19 protein-coding genes and 1 pseudogene are annotated in these 17,572 nt (G+C 61.1%); 14 read left to right on the top strand and 6 right to left on the bottom strand.

Going from position 1 to position 17,572, the window contains the following annotated elements:
- Positions 1–63: 63 nt before the first annotated feature.
- A complete protein-coding gene (gene mgtA / locus EHO51_RS00240; RefSeq protein WP_124737206.1) occupies positions 64–2,826 on the bottom strand; it encodes a magnesium-translocating P-type ATPase in 2,763 nt (920 codons plus the stop codon).
- A gap of 225 nt (positions 2,827–3,051) precedes the next feature.
- Between mgtA and EHO51_RS21360 the strand changes: the two are divergent.
- From EHO51_RS21360 to EHO51_RS00225, 4 genes and pseudogenes are all read left to right on the top strand, one after another.
- Positions 3,052–3,971 (top strand): annotated as a pseudogene (locus tag EHO51_RS21360) (SbmA/BacA-like family transporter); the annotation flags it as partial.
- Positions 3,954–4,769: an ATP-binding cassette domain-containing protein gene (locus tag EHO51_RS21355; RefSeq protein WP_432431932.1), complete on the top strand. Its 816-nt coding sequence runs from the start codon at positions 3,954–3,956 to the stop codon at positions 4,767–4,769. The pseudogene EHO51_RS21360 and the gene EHO51_RS21355, both read left to right, overlap by 18 nt.
- A 148-nt stretch (positions 4,770–4,917) precedes the next feature.
- The gene (locus tag EHO51_RS00230) at positions 4,918–5,082 is read left to right on the top strand and encodes a DUF3309 family protein (RefSeq protein WP_083909734.1); all 165 of its coding nucleotides are present in this window, start codon (positions 4,918–4,920) and stop codon (positions 5,080–5,082) included.
- A 21-nt stretch (positions 5,083–5,103) separates the two neighbouring features.
- The gene (locus tag EHO51_RS00225; RefSeq protein ID WP_124737205.1) at positions 5,104–5,805 is read left to right on the top strand and encodes a VIT1/CCC1 transporter family protein; all 702 of its coding nucleotides are present in this window, start codon (positions 5,104–5,106) and stop codon (positions 5,803–5,805) included.
- A gap of 69 nt (positions 5,806–5,874) precedes the next feature.
- On the opposite strand, the gene EHO51_RS00220 is transcribed toward EHO51_RS00225, so the two are convergent.
- Complete coding sequence (locus EHO51_RS00220) at positions 5,875–6,174, bottom strand: hypothetical protein (protein WP_124737204.1); 300 nt, start codon at positions 6,172–6,174, stop codon at positions 5,875–5,877.
- A 204-nt stretch (positions 6,175–6,378) separates the two neighbouring features.
- Positions 6,379–6,570, bottom strand: a complete 192-nt coding sequence (locus EHO51_RS00215) for a CsbD family protein (RefSeq protein ID WP_124737203.1) — start codon at positions 6,568–6,570, stop codon at positions 6,379–6,381.
- Between the two features lie 540 nt (positions 6,571–7,110).
- Between EHO51_RS00215 and EHO51_RS00210 the strand changes: the two genes are divergently transcribed.
- The 10 genes from EHO51_RS00210 (at position 7,111) to EHO51_RS20675 (ending at position 14,710) form a co-directional block, all read left to right on the top strand.
- Positions 7,111–8,220: a lytic transglycosylase F gene (locus tag EHO51_RS00210; RefSeq protein ID WP_164479310.1), complete on the top strand. Its 1,110-nt coding sequence runs from the start codon at positions 7,111–7,113 to the stop codon at positions 8,218–8,220.
- A 41-nt stretch (positions 8,221–8,261) separates the two neighbouring features.
- The gene (gene tnpA / locus EHO51_RS00205; RefSeq protein ID WP_205788970.1) at positions 8,262–8,612 is read left to right on the top strand and encodes an IS66-like element accessory protein TnpA; all 351 of its coding nucleotides are present in this window, start codon (positions 8,262–8,264) and stop codon (positions 8,610–8,612) included.
- Positions 8,609–8,956 carry an IS66 family insertion sequence element accessory protein TnpB gene (gene tnpB, locus EHO51_RS00200; RefSeq protein WP_124737200.1) on the top strand — a complete coding sequence of 116 codons (348 nt, stop codon included), beginning with the start codon at positions 8,609–8,611 and terminating at the stop codon, positions 8,954–8,956. The genes tnpA (EHO51_RS00205) and tnpB (EHO51_RS00200) overlap by 4 nt, the downstream gene beginning before the upstream one ends.
- A 73-nt stretch (positions 8,957–9,029) precedes the next feature.
- Complete coding sequence (gene tnpC, locus EHO51_RS00195; RefSeq protein ID WP_124737199.1) at positions 9,030–10,637, top strand: IS66 family transposase; 1,608 nt, start codon at positions 9,030–9,032, stop codon at positions 10,635–10,637.
- 77 nt (positions 10,638–10,714) lie between these two features.
- Complete coding sequence (locus tag EHO51_RS00190) at positions 10,715–10,960, top strand: hypothetical protein (RefSeq protein ID WP_205788982.1); 246 nt, start codon at positions 10,715–10,717, stop codon at positions 10,958–10,960.
- Between the two features lie 123 nt (positions 10,961–11,083).
- Positions 11,084–11,836: a DUF2252 family protein gene (locus EHO51_RS00185; protein ID WP_245434672.1), complete on the top strand. Its 753-nt coding sequence runs from the start codon at positions 11,084–11,086 to the stop codon at positions 11,834–11,836.
- Between the two features lie 72 nt (positions 11,837–11,908).
- Complete coding sequence (tnpA, locus tag EHO51_RS00180; protein ID WP_109027271.1) at positions 11,909–12,370, top strand: IS66-like element accessory protein TnpA; 462 nt, start codon at positions 11,909–11,911, stop codon at positions 12,368–12,370.
- A gap of 26 nt (positions 12,371–12,396) precedes the next feature.
- Positions 12,397–12,723 carry an IS66 family insertion sequence element accessory protein TnpB gene (gene tnpB / locus EHO51_RS00175; protein WP_210330407.1) on the top strand — a complete coding sequence of 109 codons (327 nt, stop codon included), beginning with the start codon at positions 12,397–12,399 and terminating at the stop codon, positions 12,721–12,723.
- A gap of 69 nt (positions 12,724–12,792) precedes the next feature.
- Positions 12,793–14,325 carry an IS66 family transposase gene (tnpC, locus tag EHO51_RS00170; protein ID WP_124737198.1) on the top strand — a complete coding sequence of 511 codons (1,533 nt, stop codon included), beginning with the start codon at positions 12,793–12,795 and terminating at the stop codon, positions 14,323–14,325.
- Between the two features lie 157 nt (positions 14,326–14,482).
- Positions 14,483–14,710, top strand: a complete 228-nt coding sequence (locus EHO51_RS20675) for a hypothetical protein (protein WP_205788981.1) — start codon at positions 14,483–14,485, stop codon at positions 14,708–14,710.
- A 172-nt stretch (positions 14,711–14,882) separates the two neighbouring features.
- Here EHO51_RS20675 and EHO51_RS00160 read toward each other — a convergent pair whose 3' ends face one another.
- The 3 genes from EHO51_RS00160 to EHO51_RS00150 all read right to left on the bottom strand — a co-directional run bounded on the left by EHO51_RS00160 (position 14,883) and on the right by EHO51_RS00150 (position 16,889).
- Positions 14,883–15,278: a cupin domain-containing protein gene (locus tag EHO51_RS00160; protein WP_124737197.1), complete on the bottom strand. Its 396-nt coding sequence runs from the start codon at positions 15,276–15,278 to the stop codon at positions 14,883–14,885.
- Between the two features lie 431 nt (positions 15,279–15,709).
- The gene (locus EHO51_RS20400) at positions 15,710–15,928 is read right to left on the bottom strand and encodes a hypothetical protein (RefSeq protein WP_036241234.1); all 219 of its coding nucleotides are present in this window, start codon (positions 15,926–15,928) and stop codon (positions 15,710–15,712) included.
- A 709-nt stretch (positions 15,929–16,637) separates the two neighbouring features.
- Entirely contained in the window at positions 16,638–16,889 is a 252-nt protein-coding gene (locus EHO51_RS00150; protein ID WP_245434671.1) for a hypothetical protein, read from the bottom strand.
- Positions 16,890–17,572 lie beyond the last annotated feature (683 nt).

Here is a 17,572-nt window from a genome sequence, read left to right as displayed (position 1 = left end):
AGCCGGGCGATTGCGCCGCCGCAAGTATGGCGATGGCGGATGGCGCTCTCCGGTCGGCATACGTTATTTGTCAGGCCAAAAGACCGGCTTTAACGCTTCATGCGGCTGAAGGCCCAGTTGGACAAGCGTTCCGATCAAGATGAGCGTCCCCGTTAAGACGAGAGCGACCCCCACGACCAACGCCGTAGCGACAAGCGCGCTCACGAAAGGCCCAACGGGATGCGGTCTGGGCTCAGACGCCTTGGTCTTTCGAGCTCTGATCGGCTTCGAAAGACCTGCGGCATTGATGGACCAGAAGAACCATATCTTGCCCACTTCCGTCGCCGCAATGTAGCCGAGGACGATAGCGACAACGGCGCTTATCTCAATCGCCGAGAGCGGCACGAAGCCGAACACCGAGCTCGTCGCCCCAAGGAAGGGGATGGCGAAGGTCACGGCCGCTACCGCAAGCGTTGACCACAACAGCAACTGACTCGGGCTGCTTCGAAAGGCCGGCTTGTGGGTTCGCAGGACGAGGACGACCGCGAGTTCGGTCAGCAGCGAAATCATGAACCATGCGGTCTGGAACGTCGCCTCGCCGGCGTGGAAAACCAGGAGCAGCATCGCGAAGGTCAACATATCGAAGGCCGAACTGATCAGGCCGAAAACAATCATGAACTTCTGGATCTCGCTGATGCTCCATCGCTGCGGATGGGAGACCCGGTCTGCGTCGACATTGTCGCTGGATATTGCGATCGACGGCACGTCGGAGAGGAAGTTATTCAGCAGAATCTGCTTGGCGGCGAGCGGGAGGAACGGCAGCAGCGGCGCCGCCAGCGCCATGCTGACCATGTTCCCGAAATTCGCGCTCGTGGTGATCGAGATGTATTTTAGCGTGTTGGCGAAGGTCCGCCGACCATCCTCCACACCAGAGCGCAACACGTCCAGGTCGCGGTCGAGCAGGATGATGTCGGCGCTTTCGCGGGCGACGTCCACCGCCGTCTCGACCGAGATGCCAACATCGGCCGCATGCAGGGCCGGCGCATCATTGACGCCGTCGCCGAGATATCCGACCGAATGACCTGTCCGCTGCAGGGCGCGGACGATCCGCTCCTTCTGCTGAGGATCGATCTCCACAAAGAGGTCTGTCCGTGGCGCGAGATGCCACAAAGCCTCGTCCTTGAGTTTTACAAGCTTTTCGCCCGTGAGCATCGACGTTGCATCGAGTCCCACAGCCTTCGCCAGATGCGCCGTCACATAGCGATTGTCGCCGCTGATCACCTTGATGCGGATGCCTAGCCGATTGAGATCGTCGATCGTGCGCCGCGCGTCCGCCTTGGGCGGGTCGTAGAAGACAAGAAAGCCACGAAAGGTCATCTCCCGTTCGTCGTCGCGGTCGTAGTCCGCCTTCACTGGAACCTTGCGAGTTGCAACGGCCAGAACGCGGAAGCCTTCAGCGCTCTTGGCCTTGAAGACATTCTCGAGTTCCGCGCGCCGCTCGGCGTTCGCCGGAACCTCGACGCCATCGCGGTCCAAGGATGTGCATATGTCGAGCACGTTCGAAAACGCCCCCTTGGTGATGAACAGGCGCTGTGACGGCGCTCCATCCTCCGCCACGACGATGGTGAGTCGGCGACGCATGAAGTCGTAGGGGATTTCGTCGATCTTGGCGGCGCCGCGGGTCGATAGCCCAATGTCCTTGCCCGCAGTCACGATCGCTTCATCGAGCGGGTTTTCGATGCCGGTCTCGAAGGCGGCGTTGAGAAAGGCGAGCCGTCGTACCTCATCCGAAGGCTGGCTTCCGGCGTCGAGGACGTCGCGCAGAACAATGGCGCCTTCAGTCAATGTGCCGGTCTTGTCGGTGCATAGGATATCCATGCTGCCGAGGTTCTCGATGGCGTCAAGCCGGCGGACGATGACGCCGCGCTTGCTCATGGCCCGCGCGCCGGCCGAAAGGGTTACGCTGATGATCGCCGGCAAGAGCTCAGGCGACAGGCCGACCGCGAGCGCCACGGCGAACAGCAGGGACTCGATCACAGGACGGTGGAGCGACACGTTCACAGTCAGCACGAACAGAACGATGACAATCATCACGCGAACGAGGAGATAACCGAACTGCCGCACGCCGCGGGCGAAGTCAGTCTCGGGTTGGCGCGCCCCCAGCCGCGCCGCAATAGCGCCGAACTCGGTCCGGCGGCCGGTGCTCACGGCAAGGACCTTCGCCGTGCCGCTGCGCACCGAAGCGCCAAGAAAGACGGCATTGGTCCGTTCAGTGATTGGCGCGTCGGGGCGAACTATCCCGGCCCGCTTCTCGACCGGAAACGACTCGCCGGTCATGCTCGCTTCGCTGACGAGGAAATCCTGCGCCTCGATCACGAGCCCATCAGCCGGGATTAGATTGCCCGCCGAGAGGAGGATCTGGTCGCCGGGCACGATCGCGCTGACCGGCGCCGTTTGCTCCACCCCATCCCGCACCACACGGCATGTCAGCGCTAGGCGCTTCTTCAATTCTTCGACTGCCGTGGACGCCCGGTATTCCTGAAAAAAGCTGAGAAGCGAACTGCCCAGCACGATCGCCAGGATGATGGCGGCGTCCACCCATTGCTGAAGCGCCAGCGAGATTGCGGCGGCGAACGCCAGGATGAGGACGAGCGGGCTCTGGAATTGGCGCAGAAGGAGGCGAAGCGCGCTCAAGCGCGGCGCATCCTCGACGCTGTTGGGACCGACGCTTAAAAGCCGCGCAGCGGCGCGATCGGACGATAGTCCGTTGGGACCCGACTCCAAAGCTGCGGCCAGCTCGGAAGCATCCTGGCTCCAGTAGGAAGTTTCGTTCGCGTCCCAGGTCACTCCGGTCCTATCTGCGATCGTGTGTCGGTGAACGTCGCTAGTCTGCTCCTCGGCCTCACTGCACGCCAAACCAGACGGCGTCCATCAAAATGACATGAGAAAAACGATCACATAAGAGTTCGCAGCCTGACAGCGATAGTTTCACATGAAGAGGCCGTTGGCGCCAAGATGGAGGGCCACTATGCCGCCTTGCCGGTCATCCCAAGTTGAGCTTTAAGAGCGAATATGACGAACGTCATTGCTCCAACCGCGGTCGATGCGCAGCTCCTGCGCCACTTTGCAAACCTCTCCTTTGGCTTCTGGACCGGGCCGACGCGCCGCAAAGCGAAACTGTTCGTGGCGGGGCTCTTTGCCTGCCTGCTGCTCAATCTCGCTCCGGCCATCGCGGTCAACCGATGGAACAAGTTTTTCTTCGACGCGCTGCAGAACAAAGACCAGCGGATGATCTTTCTCAGCATCGGCCTGATGCTGGCGCTGGCCTTCGCCTCTGCGTTGACCAGCGTCGCGCTGCTGCAGATGCGCATGCGCTTTCAGTTGCGCTGGCGGGAATGGCTGACGCAGACGCTCGTGCGGCGCTGGATGGAGCGCCGTCGCTTTATCAGCTCAGCGTCCTTCGGCTCGTCGACAACCCGGAAGCGCGCATCGCCGAGGACGGGCGGATCGCGATCGAGCTCTTCGTCGACTTTGCGACGGGCGTCACGAATGCGCTGCTCATGGCGGTCTCGTTCGTCAGCGTATTGTGGTTCATCGGCGGCTCGCTAACGATCGGGGGCGTGACGATCCCCGGCTATCTTGTCATCGCGGTCGTGACCTATTCCGCCGCGACGTCCTTTGGCATGCTGCTTTTGGGTCGCCCCCTCGTCGCGCGCGTCGAGGCGAAGGCGGCCGCAGAGGCGGACTTTCGTTTTGAGCTTTCGCACACTCGCGAAAACGCCGAAACCATCGCGCTTATCGGCGCCGACGACGCCGAGCGGGAGCGGCATTATGCGAGATTCAGTCAGCTCGCGCTGCGCTGGGTTGCGGTGATTGGACGGCAGGCGCGCATGCTCTTCCTGTCGAGCGGGAATAACGTGCTCGCGCCCGCCATCCCGCTCATGCTGAGCGCACCGAAATATCTCGCCGGCGAAATGTCGCTCGGCGATCTCATGCAGGCGGCCGCCGCCTTCATACAGGTGCAATTGGCGCTCAACTGGCTCGCCGACAATTCGCTGCGCCTCGCGGACTGGTTTGCCTCGGCGCGCCGCGTCGCGGCCCTTGACCTCTTCTTCGAGGACCTCGACGAACTCGCGATCGGAGCCGAGGAGAAGATGATCGATCTCGCCTTCAGCGACGACGACGCATTGCATCTTTGCGGGCTCTCCATCGCCCAGCATGACGGCGCGTTGATGCTCGCGGACACCGATGCGACGATCGGACGCGGCGAGAAGGTTCTCGTGAAGGGAGATCCTGGCGCCGGCAAGAGCACGCTGATCCGCGCCATGGCGGGTTTGTGGCCGTGGGGCAGCGGCCGCATTCTGCGTCCGAAGGATGCGCGCATCGCTTTCATGCCGCAGCAGCCGTATATGCCGCGGGGCACGCTGCGCGAGGCGCTCGACTATCCACGTGGCGACACACCGCCCGACCCCGCGCGCGCGGCAAGAATCCTCGTCGCCTGCGGCTTGGCTCATCTCGTACCGCGCCTGGACGAGGAGCAGAGCTGGTCCGATGTGCTATCCGACGGCGAACAGCAACAACTCGGCTTCGCGCGCACGTTGCTGAGGCCGCCAGACATCATCATCATGGACGAGCCCACCTCAGCGCTCGACGACCTCAGTCAGATGCGGCTGATGGAGTTGCTCTGCGAGGAAGCGCCAGGCTCGACCATCATCCACGCCGCGCGCCGCAATGTTGACAAGCGCTTCTACGACCGCGAGATCCAGCTCCATGCGAGATCCCCATCATGAACCCGACCATTGCTGACTTGCGAAAGGGATCATTGTTCGGCGCGTTGCGGCCTTTCCTTTTGGATGTCTTGAAAAGATATTGGGTGTGGACCGGCGAAGCGGCCGTGATAAGCTCAAAAGTGAAATTCCCTGCGACGGAGATTGCTTAATGTCACTCTCAACATTGCTCATCATCCTCCTCATTATCGTTTTGCTCGGCGGTTTCAGTGGACGTTTCGGCGGCTACGGCTATGGGTACGGGCATGGCGGCGTCGGCGTGATCGGCCTCATCCTGATCGTTCTTGTCGTTCTCATGTTGCTTGGGCGGATTTAATCTCAGAAATCGGAACTTCGGATGAGTCGTCTGCGACTGCACCCGGAATACCATCTGGTCGAGCGTATCGGGTGGCTAAGAGCCGCGGTGCTCGGCGCCAATGACGGCATCGTTTCAACCGCGAGCTTGATCGTCGGCGTTGCGGCAGCCAATACGGCTGATGGCGGCGTCTTGATCGCTGGCGTCGCGGGACTAGTGGCTGGCGCCATGTCCATGGCCGCTGGCGAATATGTGTCCGTTAGCTCGCAATCCGATACCGAAAGGGCGGATCTCGCTCGGGAACGCAGCGAACTGACCGAGAACGCCAAGGCCGAACTTGACGAGCTTGCCGAAATTTACGTCCAGCGCGGCGTCGATCCGGCGCTTGCGCGGCAGGTCGCCCAACAGTTGATGGCGAAAGACGCCCTAACCGCTCACGCGCGCGATGAACTCGGGATTTCGAAAATCACCACGGCGCGTCCTGTGCAAGCCGCACTGACATCGGCTGCAGCATTTTCTGTCGGCGCCGCCATGCCCTTACTGATGGTTCTGGTATCGCCTGCCGGCGATCTTGTTCCCATCGTTTCCGGCGCGTCTTTGTGTTTTCTCGCTCTTCTTGGCGCCATCGGCGCAAGAGCAGGCGGGGCGAATGTTTTGCGCGCCACAGTCCGAGTGACGTTCTGGGGCGCTTTGGCGATGGCTATAACGGCCGGCATCGGGGAAATATTCGGCGCGGTTGTTTGAGCATTCTGACGGTGGAAGAAATAAAAACGCTCGGTCATTCGCGAAACGCAGTGGGTCCTATCACCGCCGTCACAAATCTTTGTGGCTGTGAAGAAAGCGGGCGATATGCTCTTTCAGGTCCGCTGTGGGGAGCGGCTCGCCGACAGAAGCGGCGCTCGCGAAAAGTTCCCGCTGGACTTCCGTCGGTAGATTATTCCAGCGGCTGATGACCGCCGCTCCCAAGCACTGCAAAATGAGCGCTTCTTCTTCCTTGGCCAGAGCAGCCCGCTTTTCCCGATCCGCATCGGTTCGACCGCCCTCGTTCTCCCATCGGGATAAGGCGCGGAGCAGCGGGTTTTCCCTAGTCGAAGTTTTTGGTTCCTTGGCCATCACGCCTCACCCTGATGGATATCAACGCCGCAGCCGAGGGATTATGCCGCCTTTTCGCCGTCTTCAACACCCTGCGCACACTGGCATGGCCAATCCAAGTTGATCGGCCACCTTGCCGTGACAGGCTCCGCAGGCTGGTCGAACGACCAAATAAGAAAGGCGGCCTGTAGGGCCGCCTTTTTCACGCTCAGGATGGAGGTCAGGTTAAGCCTTGTCGACGAGCTTCTTCACGACGTCCTTAGCCTTCCCGACGGCCTCCTGAGCTTCACCTTTGAGCTCCTGCACGGCGCCTTCGAGTTCAAGGTTCGGATTGCCCACTGCTTGGCCGACCCCCTGCTTGACTGTCCCCGCAGCCTGATTTGCCGCACCCTTGATCTTGTCGGTTGTGCTGCCCATGGTCGGTCTCCTCAATTACGGTCGGCAACGCGGTATTCCGCATTGCGTATCCCGATTTGTTAATAGCGTGATGATAGTCGATTACGGAAAAGCTCGGTAGCGCAATGATTGAGACATAAGGCCGCGCCAGCCTTTCGCCCTAGCTGTAAGCCTCAATCGCGTCGCGTCACTCGTGATGCTCATTTTCTCGCGCCCTTCAACAGGCGCGCTTTGCTGACGCGAATTTTTTTTGACGTTCAATTCGCATTGGCCAAGCTTTCGCTGCTCTAAACGCGATTGTCGTCGCCAATGGCGACACATGACTTTCGCGCTCGAGCGCTCCGGGACAATATAGCAAGCATTTGGCGTCGGACCTCGCCGCCGAAGCAGCTCGAACCGTCGCCATTTCGTCTGAGGCCGTCGATGCCTACCCGGATCGTCACTTTGCTGTGTCTTTTTGCGTTAGCGATCGGATCGATTTCGTACACGCAGGCGCAAACCGTGACCGGCCAGCGATTAACGCTTCCAAGAGCCCGCGACTGGACAGGCGATTTTTCTGCGATGTTGAAGCGAAGGACGCTTCGGATTCTTGTTCCTTACAGCAAGACCCTCTTTTTCATGGACCGCGGCCGTCAGATGGGCGTCATTGCGGAATTCGGTCGCGCACTCGAGGATTGGATCAATGCGCGACACAAATCCGAGACGCGTCGCTTCCATGTCGCCTTCCTTCCCACGGCCCGCGATCGCCTCTTACAGGCGTTGAACGAGGGCAAAGGAGACGCCGTCGGAGCCAATTTGACAATTACGCCCGCGCGGCTGGCCGACGTCGACTTCGTCGATCCGTGGTTGAAGAATGTCAAGGAGATTGTCGTCACCGGCCCCACCTCGCCGAGGCTGGACACGATTGAGAGCCTCAGCGGACGCGAGATCCACGTGCGCCTTTCAAGCAGCTATGCGGACCATCTTGCGAGGCTAAGCGACACATTTGTGGCCAAAGGCCTGAAGCCGATTGCAAGCATCCCGATCGATGAGAACCTTGAGGATGAAGACCTGATCGAGATGGTGAACGCCGGACTGCTGCCTTATGTTGTCGTCGACGATCACAAAGCCACAATATGGTCTCAGATCATTCCCAGAGCGCTTCCACGCAACGACCTTGTCGTTAGCGAAGGCGGGGAGGTCGCATGGGCGATTCGCAAGAACAGCCCGGAGCTCAAGTCCGCGCTCAACGCATTTATCGGGGCGCATCGCGCGATCACCAGCTTCGGCGCCACGATCCGGCGACGCTATTTCTCGAACAAGCGGATTGTGAAGAACACTCTTGACGAGAGCGAGGCTAAAAAATTCGCCGCTGTTATCGACCTCTTTCGCCGTTACGGCGCGCAATACAATTTCGACTATCTGATGCTCGTCGCTCAAGCCTATCAGGAATCTCACCTTGACCAGTCCCGACGCGGCTCGGCTGGCGCGGTGGGCCTCATGCAAATCAAGCCCTCGACCGCGGCCAGCGCACCCATCGGAATCACTGGGGTCGATCGTGACCCAGATCGCAACGTTCACGCCGGGGCCGCCTATCTCCGCTATCTTGCCGATACGTATGTTTCGGATCGTATCCCTTCGGCGTGGGCCGCCTTTCGAATTTTGAGCAGGAACGCGATGCTGCGCAGCTAAGTCGGCTTTATGAGCGAGGCTAACTGCACAGCATGGGTCGGATGACATTGATCACGGGCGTCGAACGGCGCCGACGGTGGAGGGACGAAGATCGGGTTCGGATACTGGCGGCGATTGAGGAGCCCGGCGCGGTGGTCGCCGAGGTGGCGCGTCGCGAGGATGTCTGCACGAGCTTGGTCTACAAGTGGCGCCGAGCGGCGCAACGGAACGGAAGCATCGACGCTTGCGGGTTTTCGCCGGTAGTCATCGAGACGCCGCCGCCGCAATCACCGCCTCTGAACGACATCGACGCGAACGTCATCGAAGTGGACATAAAGGGCGCCCGTGTTCGGATTGGCGCCGGCGCGCCTTCTGCGACGATCGCCGCGACATTGAAAGCGCTGCGCCGATGATCCCGCTGCCGGCGGGCTGCCGGGTCTGGATCGCGACCGGCCATACCGACATGCGGCGTGGCATGCAGGGGCTGGCGCTTCAGGTGCAGGAGCAGTTGAAGCGCGACCCGCACGCGGGCGACCTGTACATCTTCCGCGGTCGCCGCGGTGACCTGGCGAAAATCCTCTGGCACGACGGGGTTGGCCTGTCGCTTTATGCCAAGCGTCTCGACCGAGGAAAGTTCATCTGGCCCTCGGCGAGTGCGGGCGTGGTGTCGATCTCGGCCGGACAGATGGCCTATATGCTGGAAGGAATTGACTGGCGAAACCCGCAACTCACCTACAGGCCGCAAAGCGCGGGGTAAGGCGTGAAAAAAGCTGGGGTCGACTGCATTTTGGGGCGCCACAAATCACTGGAAGTATGATTCACTTCGCGTCATGGACGCTGCGGCCAAAGCTCTTCTCGACGAAAACGCCGTGCTGAAAGCGCAGCTCGCCGTCGCGCTTGCAAAGGCGTCGGAAGACATGGCGCTGATCGCGGCGCAAAAGCTCCAGATCGCCAAATTGCAACGGCAGATCTACGGGCAGAAATCGGAGCGCTCTGCGCGGCTGCTCGATCAGTTGTCGCTCGAGCTGGAGGAGTTGGAGGCGAGCGCGACGGAAGACGAACTCGCCGCGGAGCGCGCCGTCGCGAAGACGACGACGGTCGCCGGCTTCGAACGCAAGCGGCCGGAGCGCAACACCTTCCCCGACCATCTGCCGCGCGAGCGCGTGGTCATCGAGGCGCCGAAGGCCTGCGCCTGTTGCGGCGGTTCGCGCCTGCGCAAGCTCGGCGAGGATGTCACGCGAACGCTGGAGACGATGCCGCGCCAGTGGAAGGTTGTGGAGACTGTGCGAGAGAAGTTCACCTGCCGGGACTGCGAGAAGATCACGCAAGCCCCCGCGCCGTTCCATGTCGTCGCGCGCGGCTGGGCGGGGCCGAGCCTCCTTGCGATGATCGCCTTCGAGAAGTTCGGCCAGCATCAGCCGCTGAACCGCCAGGCCGAGCGCTATGCGCTGGAAGGCGCGCCGATCGCCCTGTCGACCATGGCCGACGCGGTCGGCTCCCTCTGCTCCGTTCTCGATCCGCTGCGGCGTCTTGTCGAGGCGCACGTCCTCGCAGCCGAGCGGCTGCATGGGGACGACACCACGGTTCCCGTGCTGGCCAAGGGCAAGACCGACACAGGACGCTGCTGGATTTATGTGCGCGACGACGCGCCCTTCGGCGGCGCCGGGCCGCCGGCCGCGATGTTCTATTACTCGCGCGATCGGCGCGGGGAACATCCGCAGGGCCATCTGGCGGGATACTCCGGCATCCTGCAAGCGGACGCCTATGACGGCTACAACAAGCTGTATCTTGCAGACCGCGAGCCCGGCCCGATCCGGGAGGCGGCGTGTTGGACCCACGCACGGCGTCCGTTCTTCGCAATGGCGGACATCGACGAAAACGCGCGTCGCAGGGCGGCCGGGAAGAAGGAAATCCCGCTGTCGCCGATCGCCATCGAAATCGTGCGCCGGATCGACGCACTGTTTGCGATCGAGCGCACGATCAACGGCAAGAGCGCGGAGGAACGTCTTGCGGTTCGCCAGGCGTCGAGCCGCCCACTCGTCGACGAGCTCGAAAGCTATCTGCGCGAACAGGTCGCGAAGCTGTCGCGCGGACACGATCTCGCAAAGGCGATCCAGTACATGCTGAAACGCTGGACTGCCTTCACGCTGTTCCTCGGCGACGGACGCGTTTGCTTATCGAACAACGCTGCGGAACGAGGGCTGAGAGGCATTGCACTCGGCAGAAAAAGCTGGTTGTTCTGCGGTTCCGATCGCGGAGGCCAGCGCGCCGCGGCGATGTACAGCCTTATCGTGACCGCGAAGATGAACGGCGTCGATCCGCAGGCCTGGCTCGCCGACGTCCTCGCCCGCATCGCAACCCACCCCGCGCATCGGCTCGACGAGCTGCTCCCGTGGAACTGGCACAAGAACGACGCCGCGTCGGCGCTGGCGGCATAACCGCCGCGGACCTACCCTGCGGCCTACGGCGAAGGCTTACTTCGGATCTTGCGATCGATCCGGTGAATCGGACGTTGATGAGCTTCGCTGCCTACAATGCCGGCCCTGGCGCCTTGCGCAAGTCCCGCGCTGTCGCGCGGCAGGCGGGTCTCGATCCGAACGTCTGGTTCAATAATGTCGAAGTGGGCGCGGCTAAAGTGTCGGGGCTCACGCCCGTTCAATACGTCAGCAACATCTATAAATATTACATATCCTACCGGCTCGCCGCCCAGCGTCTCGAAGCTGGCGGAAAAGCTCGGGAGGGCATGGGCGCCGCGAAATGAAGACACTTCGAGCGAAGTGTCGCAACCGAACTCTCAGTTCGAAACATTGATCTGAGCCGACGCCACATCTCTCGATCCAAACTCCGCGAGACATTCGGCGATGATTGAGCGAGGAGAACAGATATGTCCTTTCGGGCCGACAACGATGCATACGAGGCGTGGCTTCGTAACCAGTGCCAAGTGGTTGAAGCAGACCTCGAGCATAAACACGAGAAGATGAAGAAGGACGCCTTCACCTTTCTTCGCGCCACATTCTTCCGATGGGCGAAGACAATCGAGAAAACTTGCGCCGATCTAAGTGATGCGCCAGCCGTTCTTAGCGTCGGCGATACTCATGTCGAAAACTTCGGGACGTGGCGCGACGCAGAAGGTCGTTTGGTGTGGGGCGTGAATGATTTCGATGAGGCGGCGGTCATTCCATATCCCCTTGACCTTGTCCGACTTGCGACGAGCGTCAGGCTCGCTCAGGGTTTGACGTTCAGCAACCACGACGCCGCCAGCGCCATTGCCGCTGGGTACCGGAAAGGTCTGGACCAACCGAGGCCAACGCTGCTCGATGAGAACGCAGCCTGGATGCTGCCGTTCGTGGCCTGCACCGACGAAGAGCGGGTAAAATTCTGGGACGAGGTCAGGAAGTATCCGGCGGCTATCCCGCCGGATGAGGTCAAGAGCGCGCTGCGTTCGAGTCTCCCCCCGGATGCCGTCGTCGAGAGGTTCGCGTCTCGTAGAAAGGGCAGTGGAGGGTTGGGGCGACAACGCTTCGTGGCGGTCGCGGACTGGCGCGGCGGGAGCGTCATACGGGAGGCGAAGGCGCTGGCGCCGCCCGCGTGGCAGTGGGCCCATGGCGAAGACGCGCGCCCGCCTTCTTTTATGTAAGCGCTGTTTTGACCGCACCTTTTCTGGGGCTAGGGACGGGGCGATATTCGGAGCGTTGAGGAGCTCCGACACATGTCGATTTTAGAGCATAAGCACGTGTCGGAGATTGAGGCGGCTCCGCCACGACGTGTCGAGATTTTTACTGGGGCCGGTCGCCGCCGCACGTGGACGGCGGAAGAAAAGGCGTCGATCGTTGCGGAGAGTTATGAGGAAGGCGTCCACGCCTGCCAAGTTGCTCGCCGACATGGTTTGACGCCACAGCAATTGTTCACGTGGCGGCGCGCGGCGCGGGAAAGTTTGAAGGCTGTTGACGCCGAAACTCCCTCAGCATTTGTTCCTGCGGTTGTTGAAGCGACAGCTGTGAAAGCAACGCCTGCCGAGCCGGCCGACGCCCAAGCGGCCTCTGTTCGGCCGCCGATTATCGAACTTGAGATCGGCGGTTCGCGCGTATGGATATGGCGCGGGGCGGAGGCGGCGCTGGTGACCGCGATCGTCGGCGCGTTGAAGGACGATAAAAGATCGGACTGCGCGTGATCGGCCCGACGGGCGCGGTCCGCGTCATGGTGGCGACGAAGCCCGTCGACTTCCGTAAGGGCGCGGAGGGTCTCGCGGCGCTGGTGCGCGAGACGATGCAGGCCAATCCCTTCGACGGCGCGATTTACGTTTTCCGCGCCAAGCGCGCGGATCGGATTAAACTCGTGTTCTGGGACGGCACGGGCGTATGCCTCTTCGCCAAGCGACTGGAGGACGGCGAGTTCCGCTGGCCCAAGATCGATGACGGCGTCATGCGATTGTCGGCGGCGCAATTGTCGGCGCTGCTCGAAGGACTCGATTGGCGGCGCGTGCGCGCGGCGAAAGAGACGCCGGCCCCCGCGTTGCCGGGATGAGCTGCGACACAGTGAATCAGGGCCTCGAAGAGCGTCGAAAGACGGCAGAAAATATGGTGTTCTGCGGCTATGGCGCAGGCGATCGAGAGGCTTCCCGACGATCCGAACGAACTGAAGGCGATGCTTCTCGCCGAGCGCGCGCGCAACGAGCGCCTGGTTCAGATCATCAAGGAGATGCAGCGCCATCGCTTCGGGCGGCGCGCCGAGACGCTTCCCGAAGACCAGATGCTGCTCGCGCTTGAAGAGGTCGACCAGACGGAAGCCGGCGCGGCGGCGGCGGCGGAAGCCAAATCCGCCGCCGAACGTGAGAAGGCGGCCAGAAAGCGCCGCACGAACCGTGGCGCGCTGCCTGCCCATCTGCCGCGCATCGAGACCATCGTCGACATCGACGAGAAGGCCTGTCCCTGCTGCAAGGGCGCGCTTCACCGGATCGGCGAGGATGTCTCCGAGCGGCTCGACATTGTGCCGGCGCAGTTCCGGGTGCTGGTGACTCGGCGTCCCAAATACGCCTGTCGCGCCTGCGAGGGCGCGGTCGTGCAGGCGCCGGCCCCGGCGCGGCTGATCGAAGGCGGACTGCCGACCGAGGCGACCGTCGCCCACGTGCTCGTTTCCAAATATGCAGATCACCTTCCGCTCTATCGGCAGGCCCAGATCTACGCCCGGCAGGGCATCGCGCTCGACCGTTCGACGCTCGCCGACTGGGTTGGACGCGCCGCCTGGCATTTGCGGCCCGTGCATGAGCGACTTCTGGAACACATAAGATTGTCGACGAAAATCTTCGCCGACGAGACAAAGGCGCCGGTGCTCGACCCCGGACGGGGGCGCACCAAGACCGGCCAGCTCTGGGCTTATGCGCGCGACGACCGGCCTTTCGGCGGCGCAGATCCGCCGATCGCCGTCTATGTCTATGCGCAAAACCGAAAATCCGAGCAGCCGCTCACGCATCTTGCCGGCTTCACGGGCGTCGTGCAGGTTGACGGTTACGCCGGCTATCGTGCGCTGGCGCAGAAGAACAGCGTGTCGCTCGCCTTCTGCTGGTCGCATGTCCGCAGGCGATTTTACGAACTCGCCGCCGCCGGCCCTGCGCCGATCGCCAGCGAGGCGCTCGAGCGCATCGGCGCGCTCTACGCGGTCGAGAGCAATATCCGGGGTCAGAACCCGGATGACCGGCGCGCGGCGCGACAGGAAAAATCCCGCCCCATCCTCGACGCCCTCGAGCCATGGCTGCGTGAAAAGCTCACGCTGATCAGCCAGAAGACCAAGCTCGCCGAGGCGATCCGCTACGCGCTCTCGCGCTGGGACGGCCTAACGCGCTTCGTCGACGACGGGCGCATCGAGATCGACTCCAACATCGTCGAGCGCGCCATCCGCCCCATTGCCCTTAATAGGAAGAACGCTCTCTTCGCGGGTTCCGATGGCGGGGCTGAGAACTGGGCGATCGTCGCATCGCTTATCGAGACCTGCAAGATCAACGGCGTCGATCCGCAAGCCTATATGACCGACGTCCTCACGAAGATCGTCGACGGCCATCTCGCCAGCAAACTCGACGAACTCATGCCCTGGGCCTACGCGCAGCCGGTCGCACTCAAAGACGTGGCCTGAAAACAGCGGTTACTCTTTTATCGATCTAGCCACGGGAAAATATCGATCGCCTGATCCCTTCCTTCATATCCATGACGGTTTCATCTTACGGCGGATTGCGGCCGATTCCCGAAAGATTGACCTCGGCGACAACGCAGGCGCCAAGTTGAACCTCCAATTGCTCGAGGCCATGGGCTTTGACCTCGGCGCAATCCACGCCGCCAGCGAAGAGCAGACGCCAGCCATTCGCAATGATCTCGACGCGCGTCCAGTCGATTGGCTGCACGGCGCTGCTAAAGTTGCAACCGAAAGTGTGAAAGAGGACTATGCCGGATGGGCAAAGCTGATCCCGTCAATGATTGCCGCTTTTCGCGACTTCCTCAATGTGGACGATAACGCCAAGTAGAACGATGAAGGACGAACAGGTCCACGCGCGACATCAAATCCTTGACCTGATTTTTTTGCGCGCGTGTCTGCCGAGAGTTCGACGGCACCCGCAGTCAGGTTCGTGTCGGCGGCCGATGCTCGAGGCAGCAGGCAAAAAGGGCGATCGGTTTTCCGCCCGCAACCTTGAGCGGCTACTCCGTCGTCTTGCCGTCGAAGTGCTCGTCACCAGCTTCGGCCTCCGCCTTAGTGGCGCGGACGACGCCGTCCCGGTGATCCGGCGGGCCATAAATCGTATAGAGCTTCAAAGGCTTTTCACCCGTGTTTATGACGTTATGGCGAGCGCCTGCGGGCACGATGATCGCATCGTCGCTCTTAATCTTCGTACGGACTCCGTCAATCAGCACTTCGCCCTTGCCTTTTTCGACCCGAAAAAACTGGTCGTGGTCCGAGTGGACTTCCTCTCCGATTTCTTCCCCGGGTTTTAGAGCCATCAGCACCAACTGAAGGTGCTTGCCCGTATAGAGAACGCGCCGGAAGTCCTTGTTCTCCTCGGTCAGTTCCTCAATGTCTTCGACAAAGCCCTTCATGGCGATATCCTCACTGGTAATCTAAATTCGGTTTTTCGCTGCTGGGGCGCGATCCGGTGAATGGGTCGCGCCCAGGCCAATGGCTCGTCCTTGCCGCACGATCGGACAACATTATAACGCCAGGAGGCGCGCTATTAAATTCAGACTGGATCCGCTGCGGGCGCTTGCCTCGTGTCTAAAACCAACGTCCTCGGCCGTACCAACCGCCTCCGCCGAGCAGGAGAACAACAATAATAATGAGGAGCAGCGTCTGGATATCCATGATGTCCATTCCTTCAGTGCGATGGCGGCTTTGGCTTGTCCACAATATCTGTCGAGCACATCATATGGGAGACGCCGACGGACAAAAGAGAAGTCGGTGAATTTCGTAACAATAATGTGTCGGAGCTCAATCCAATGATGGGTGCGAGGCGTCCGTCATCAAACACGAATCAAGTCGATTGCTTTTGCACGTCATGGATCAGATGACTGAGAGACGGCTCGTCGAGGTCGTGCAGAACATCTGCCAGTCTCTCATCGTCAGACCGCCCCGGAGCGAATCCGGCCCCATAGGTCTGACGCAATGTGGATATAAGCGTATTGCCATGTTTCTTGCTGATTCTGCCGTTCTTGTCTCGATGGCGGCCGTCGAGTCCCGGTTGCTTTGTCATGACCGTTTCCTCGGGTGGATGGGAAAATGCGTCATCACGATTCATCGGGGAATTGATTTTTTCAAGAACGGCCGCGGGCTCTTCGACAGGCGCCGCGCCCCCCGCGGCTTCGGCCTCCGCTTCCGCCTTTGCCTCGGCGTAGAGATCCTCGGCGGCTTCGGCGATTTCGCCGCCCCGTATCCGCGCCTCGTGCATTGCCGCCAGCGCTGCTTTCAGCGCGGCTTTCGCGGCCGGACGAGCGCGGCGCGCGATGTGCGGGCCCAATAGCGCGACGCCCGCCGCGCCTACTACAGCGCCGAGCGCCATGCGCGCCAACGGTGACGACATGATCGTTTCTCCTCTCGAACCCTCGCGGATAATGCAGGTAGTGGATTTTGGCGCAACCGCACCAAAGTTTAATCAATTGGCTCGCTTGCGCGCGCGGGAAATGTCGGCGGCGGCGTCAAGTTCTATCCGCTGGAAAGCGACTGATCGACGCGATCCGCGTCCATGCTCAAGTCAATGACGAGGTAAGGGCGTTGATGACGAGACGATCCGGAATGCGGCGCCCGGAAGAATTTCCTCGATGCGTATCAGATAGTCGATTCGCCGCACGCCTTCCGGATGGGCGGTAGCTCCTAACCCCCGGCGACCGGGGTTAGGAGACTTATCAGCCAACATCTCGAACGGTTTCAGCTTCGCGGGGTCCATGTCAGTGTGAACAGATCGCTCAGGCGCGAATAATCGAGTGTATTGACTTAGCTTCGCTAATCTTCGGCCATGGCACTTTAATGCCGGCTGCCTCCAGGAACATCTGCGCGACATAAAGAACAATGAACACCCCGACCAAAACAACGAGCACGTTAACAACTGTCCGAAATGGCTCCGCGAGAGGAATGACACGGAGCAAGGTTGTCGCGGCCCACCAAAAAACCCCGATGACGATGACGAGAAAGATGAGTCCTATCAATGTTTCGATCATTGTCATGTCTCCATCAAGCCGACACTGCCCAAATGGCGGCCAACCTTGCGAAAAATATGGGCCTATTTGGCGTTTCAGACAAGGCCGAGCTTTCAATGATCCGTTGGCGGCGACCTGGCGTGTCATTGCCGCCTATGGACCGCTCTGCTCGATTAGGAGCGCTGTGAGATGCTCCCGCGCCAATTTTCTGCCAACGCCTCGCCGATCCTATTTTTGATCGGTGAAGGCTGTGCGACGCCAGTTCGAGCCGTTTAAAATCTCGTAAACCGAACGACCGATGACCGATTGATGCGCGCATCCTTCTGGACATCCCGGAGCGCAGGAGGAAGCGCTTTCCGAGTGTGTGGCGACACCTCGGCCCTCGGTCCGGACGCGCCGAACTGGGCCAAGATCACCGCTCATATTGAAGGCGGGGTCGCGGGCTTGGCCGCCTGCGCGTTTGCTTGACCAGAGCCTCGACAGGACGGTTCTGGATTAAAACTTCACGCCATTCGGCGCGGATTCGGACGGCTATTTGATTTTTGATTCTATTGGTTGCGGCGCCGTCGGACATTTCCGATCCGTCAGATCACGACGAAGCGATCTACTTTGTTATGACGAGTTGCTTTTACGTCGGCTAATGTCCGGCGCGCCGATTGACGCGTCGGGTCCGGAGCCAAATGAGGTCTCATGCCTCCATTTGT

It is taken from the genome of Methylocystis rosea (genome assembly GCF_003855495.1).
Lineage (GTDB): Bacteria > Pseudomonadota > Alphaproteobacteria > Rhizobiales > Beijerinckiaceae > Methylocystis > Methylocystis rosea_A.
This window is presented reverse-complemented; position numbering and strand designations above follow the sequence as displayed.

Bases quoted from the DNA above. Each gene is read 5' to 3' on its own strand.
- EHO51_RS21355 (WP_432431932.1), top strand. From the start codon at position 3,954: ATGTCGCTCGGCGATCTCATGCAGGCGGCCGCCGCCTTCATACAGGTG.
- EHO51_RS00230 (WP_083909734.1), top strand. From the start codon at position 4,918: ATGTCACTCTCAACATTGCTCATCATCCTCCTCATTATCGTTTTGCTC.
- EHO51_RS00225 (WP_124737205.1), top strand. From the start codon at position 5,104: ATGAGTCGTCTGCGACTGCACCCGGAATACCATCTGGTCGAGCGTATC.
- EHO51_RS00220 (WP_124737204.1), bottom strand. From the start codon at position 6,174: ATGGCCAAGGAACCAAAAACTTCGACTAGGGAAAACCCGCTGCTCCGC.
- EHO51_RS00215 (WP_124737203.1), bottom strand. From the start codon at position 6,570: ATGGGCAGCACAACCGACAAGATCAAGGGTGCGGCAAATCAGGCTGCG.
- EHO51_RS00210 (WP_164479310.1), top strand. From the start codon at position 7,111: ATGTTGAAGCGAAGGACGCTTCGGATTCTTGTTCCTTACAGCAAGACC.
- tnpA (WP_205788970.1), top strand. From the start codon at position 8,262: ATGACATTGATCACGGGCGTCGAACGGCGCCGACGGTGGAGGGACGAA.
- tnpB (WP_124737200.1), top strand. From the start codon at position 8,609: ATGATCCCGCTGCCGGCGGGCTGCCGGGTCTGGATCGCGACCGGCCAT.
- tnpC (WP_124737199.1), top strand. From the start codon at position 9,030: ATGGACGCTGCGGCCAAAGCTCTTCTCGACGAAAACGCCGTGCTGAAA.
- EHO51_RS00190 (WP_205788982.1), top strand. From the start codon at position 10,715: ATGAGCTTCGCTGCCTACAATGCCGGCCCTGGCGCCTTGCGCAAGTCC.
- EHO51_RS00185 (WP_245434672.1), top strand. From the start codon at position 11,084: ATGTCCTTTCGGGCCGACAACGATGCATACGAGGCGTGGCTTCGTAAC.
- tnpA (WP_109027271.1), top strand. From the start codon at position 11,909: ATGTCGATTTTAGAGCATAAGCACGTGTCGGAGATTGAGGCGGCTCCG.
- tnpB (WP_210330407.1), top strand. From the start codon at position 12,397: ATGGTGGCGACGAAGCCCGTCGACTTCCGTAAGGGCGCGGAGGGTCTC.
- tnpC (WP_124737198.1), top strand. From the start codon at position 12,793: ATGGCGCAGGCGATCGAGAGGCTTCCCGACGATCCGAACGAACTGAAG.
- EHO51_RS00160 (WP_124737197.1), bottom strand. From the start codon at position 15,278: ATGAAGGGCTTTGTCGAAGACATTGAGGAACTGACCGAGGAGAACAAG.
- EHO51_RS20400 (WP_036241234.1), bottom strand. From the start codon at position 15,928: ATGACAAAGCAACCGGGACTCGACGGCCGCCATCGAGACAAGAACGGC.
- EHO51_RS00150 (WP_245434671.1), bottom strand. From the start codon at position 16,889: ATGATCGAAACATTGATAGGACTCATCTTTCTCGTCATCGTCATCGGG.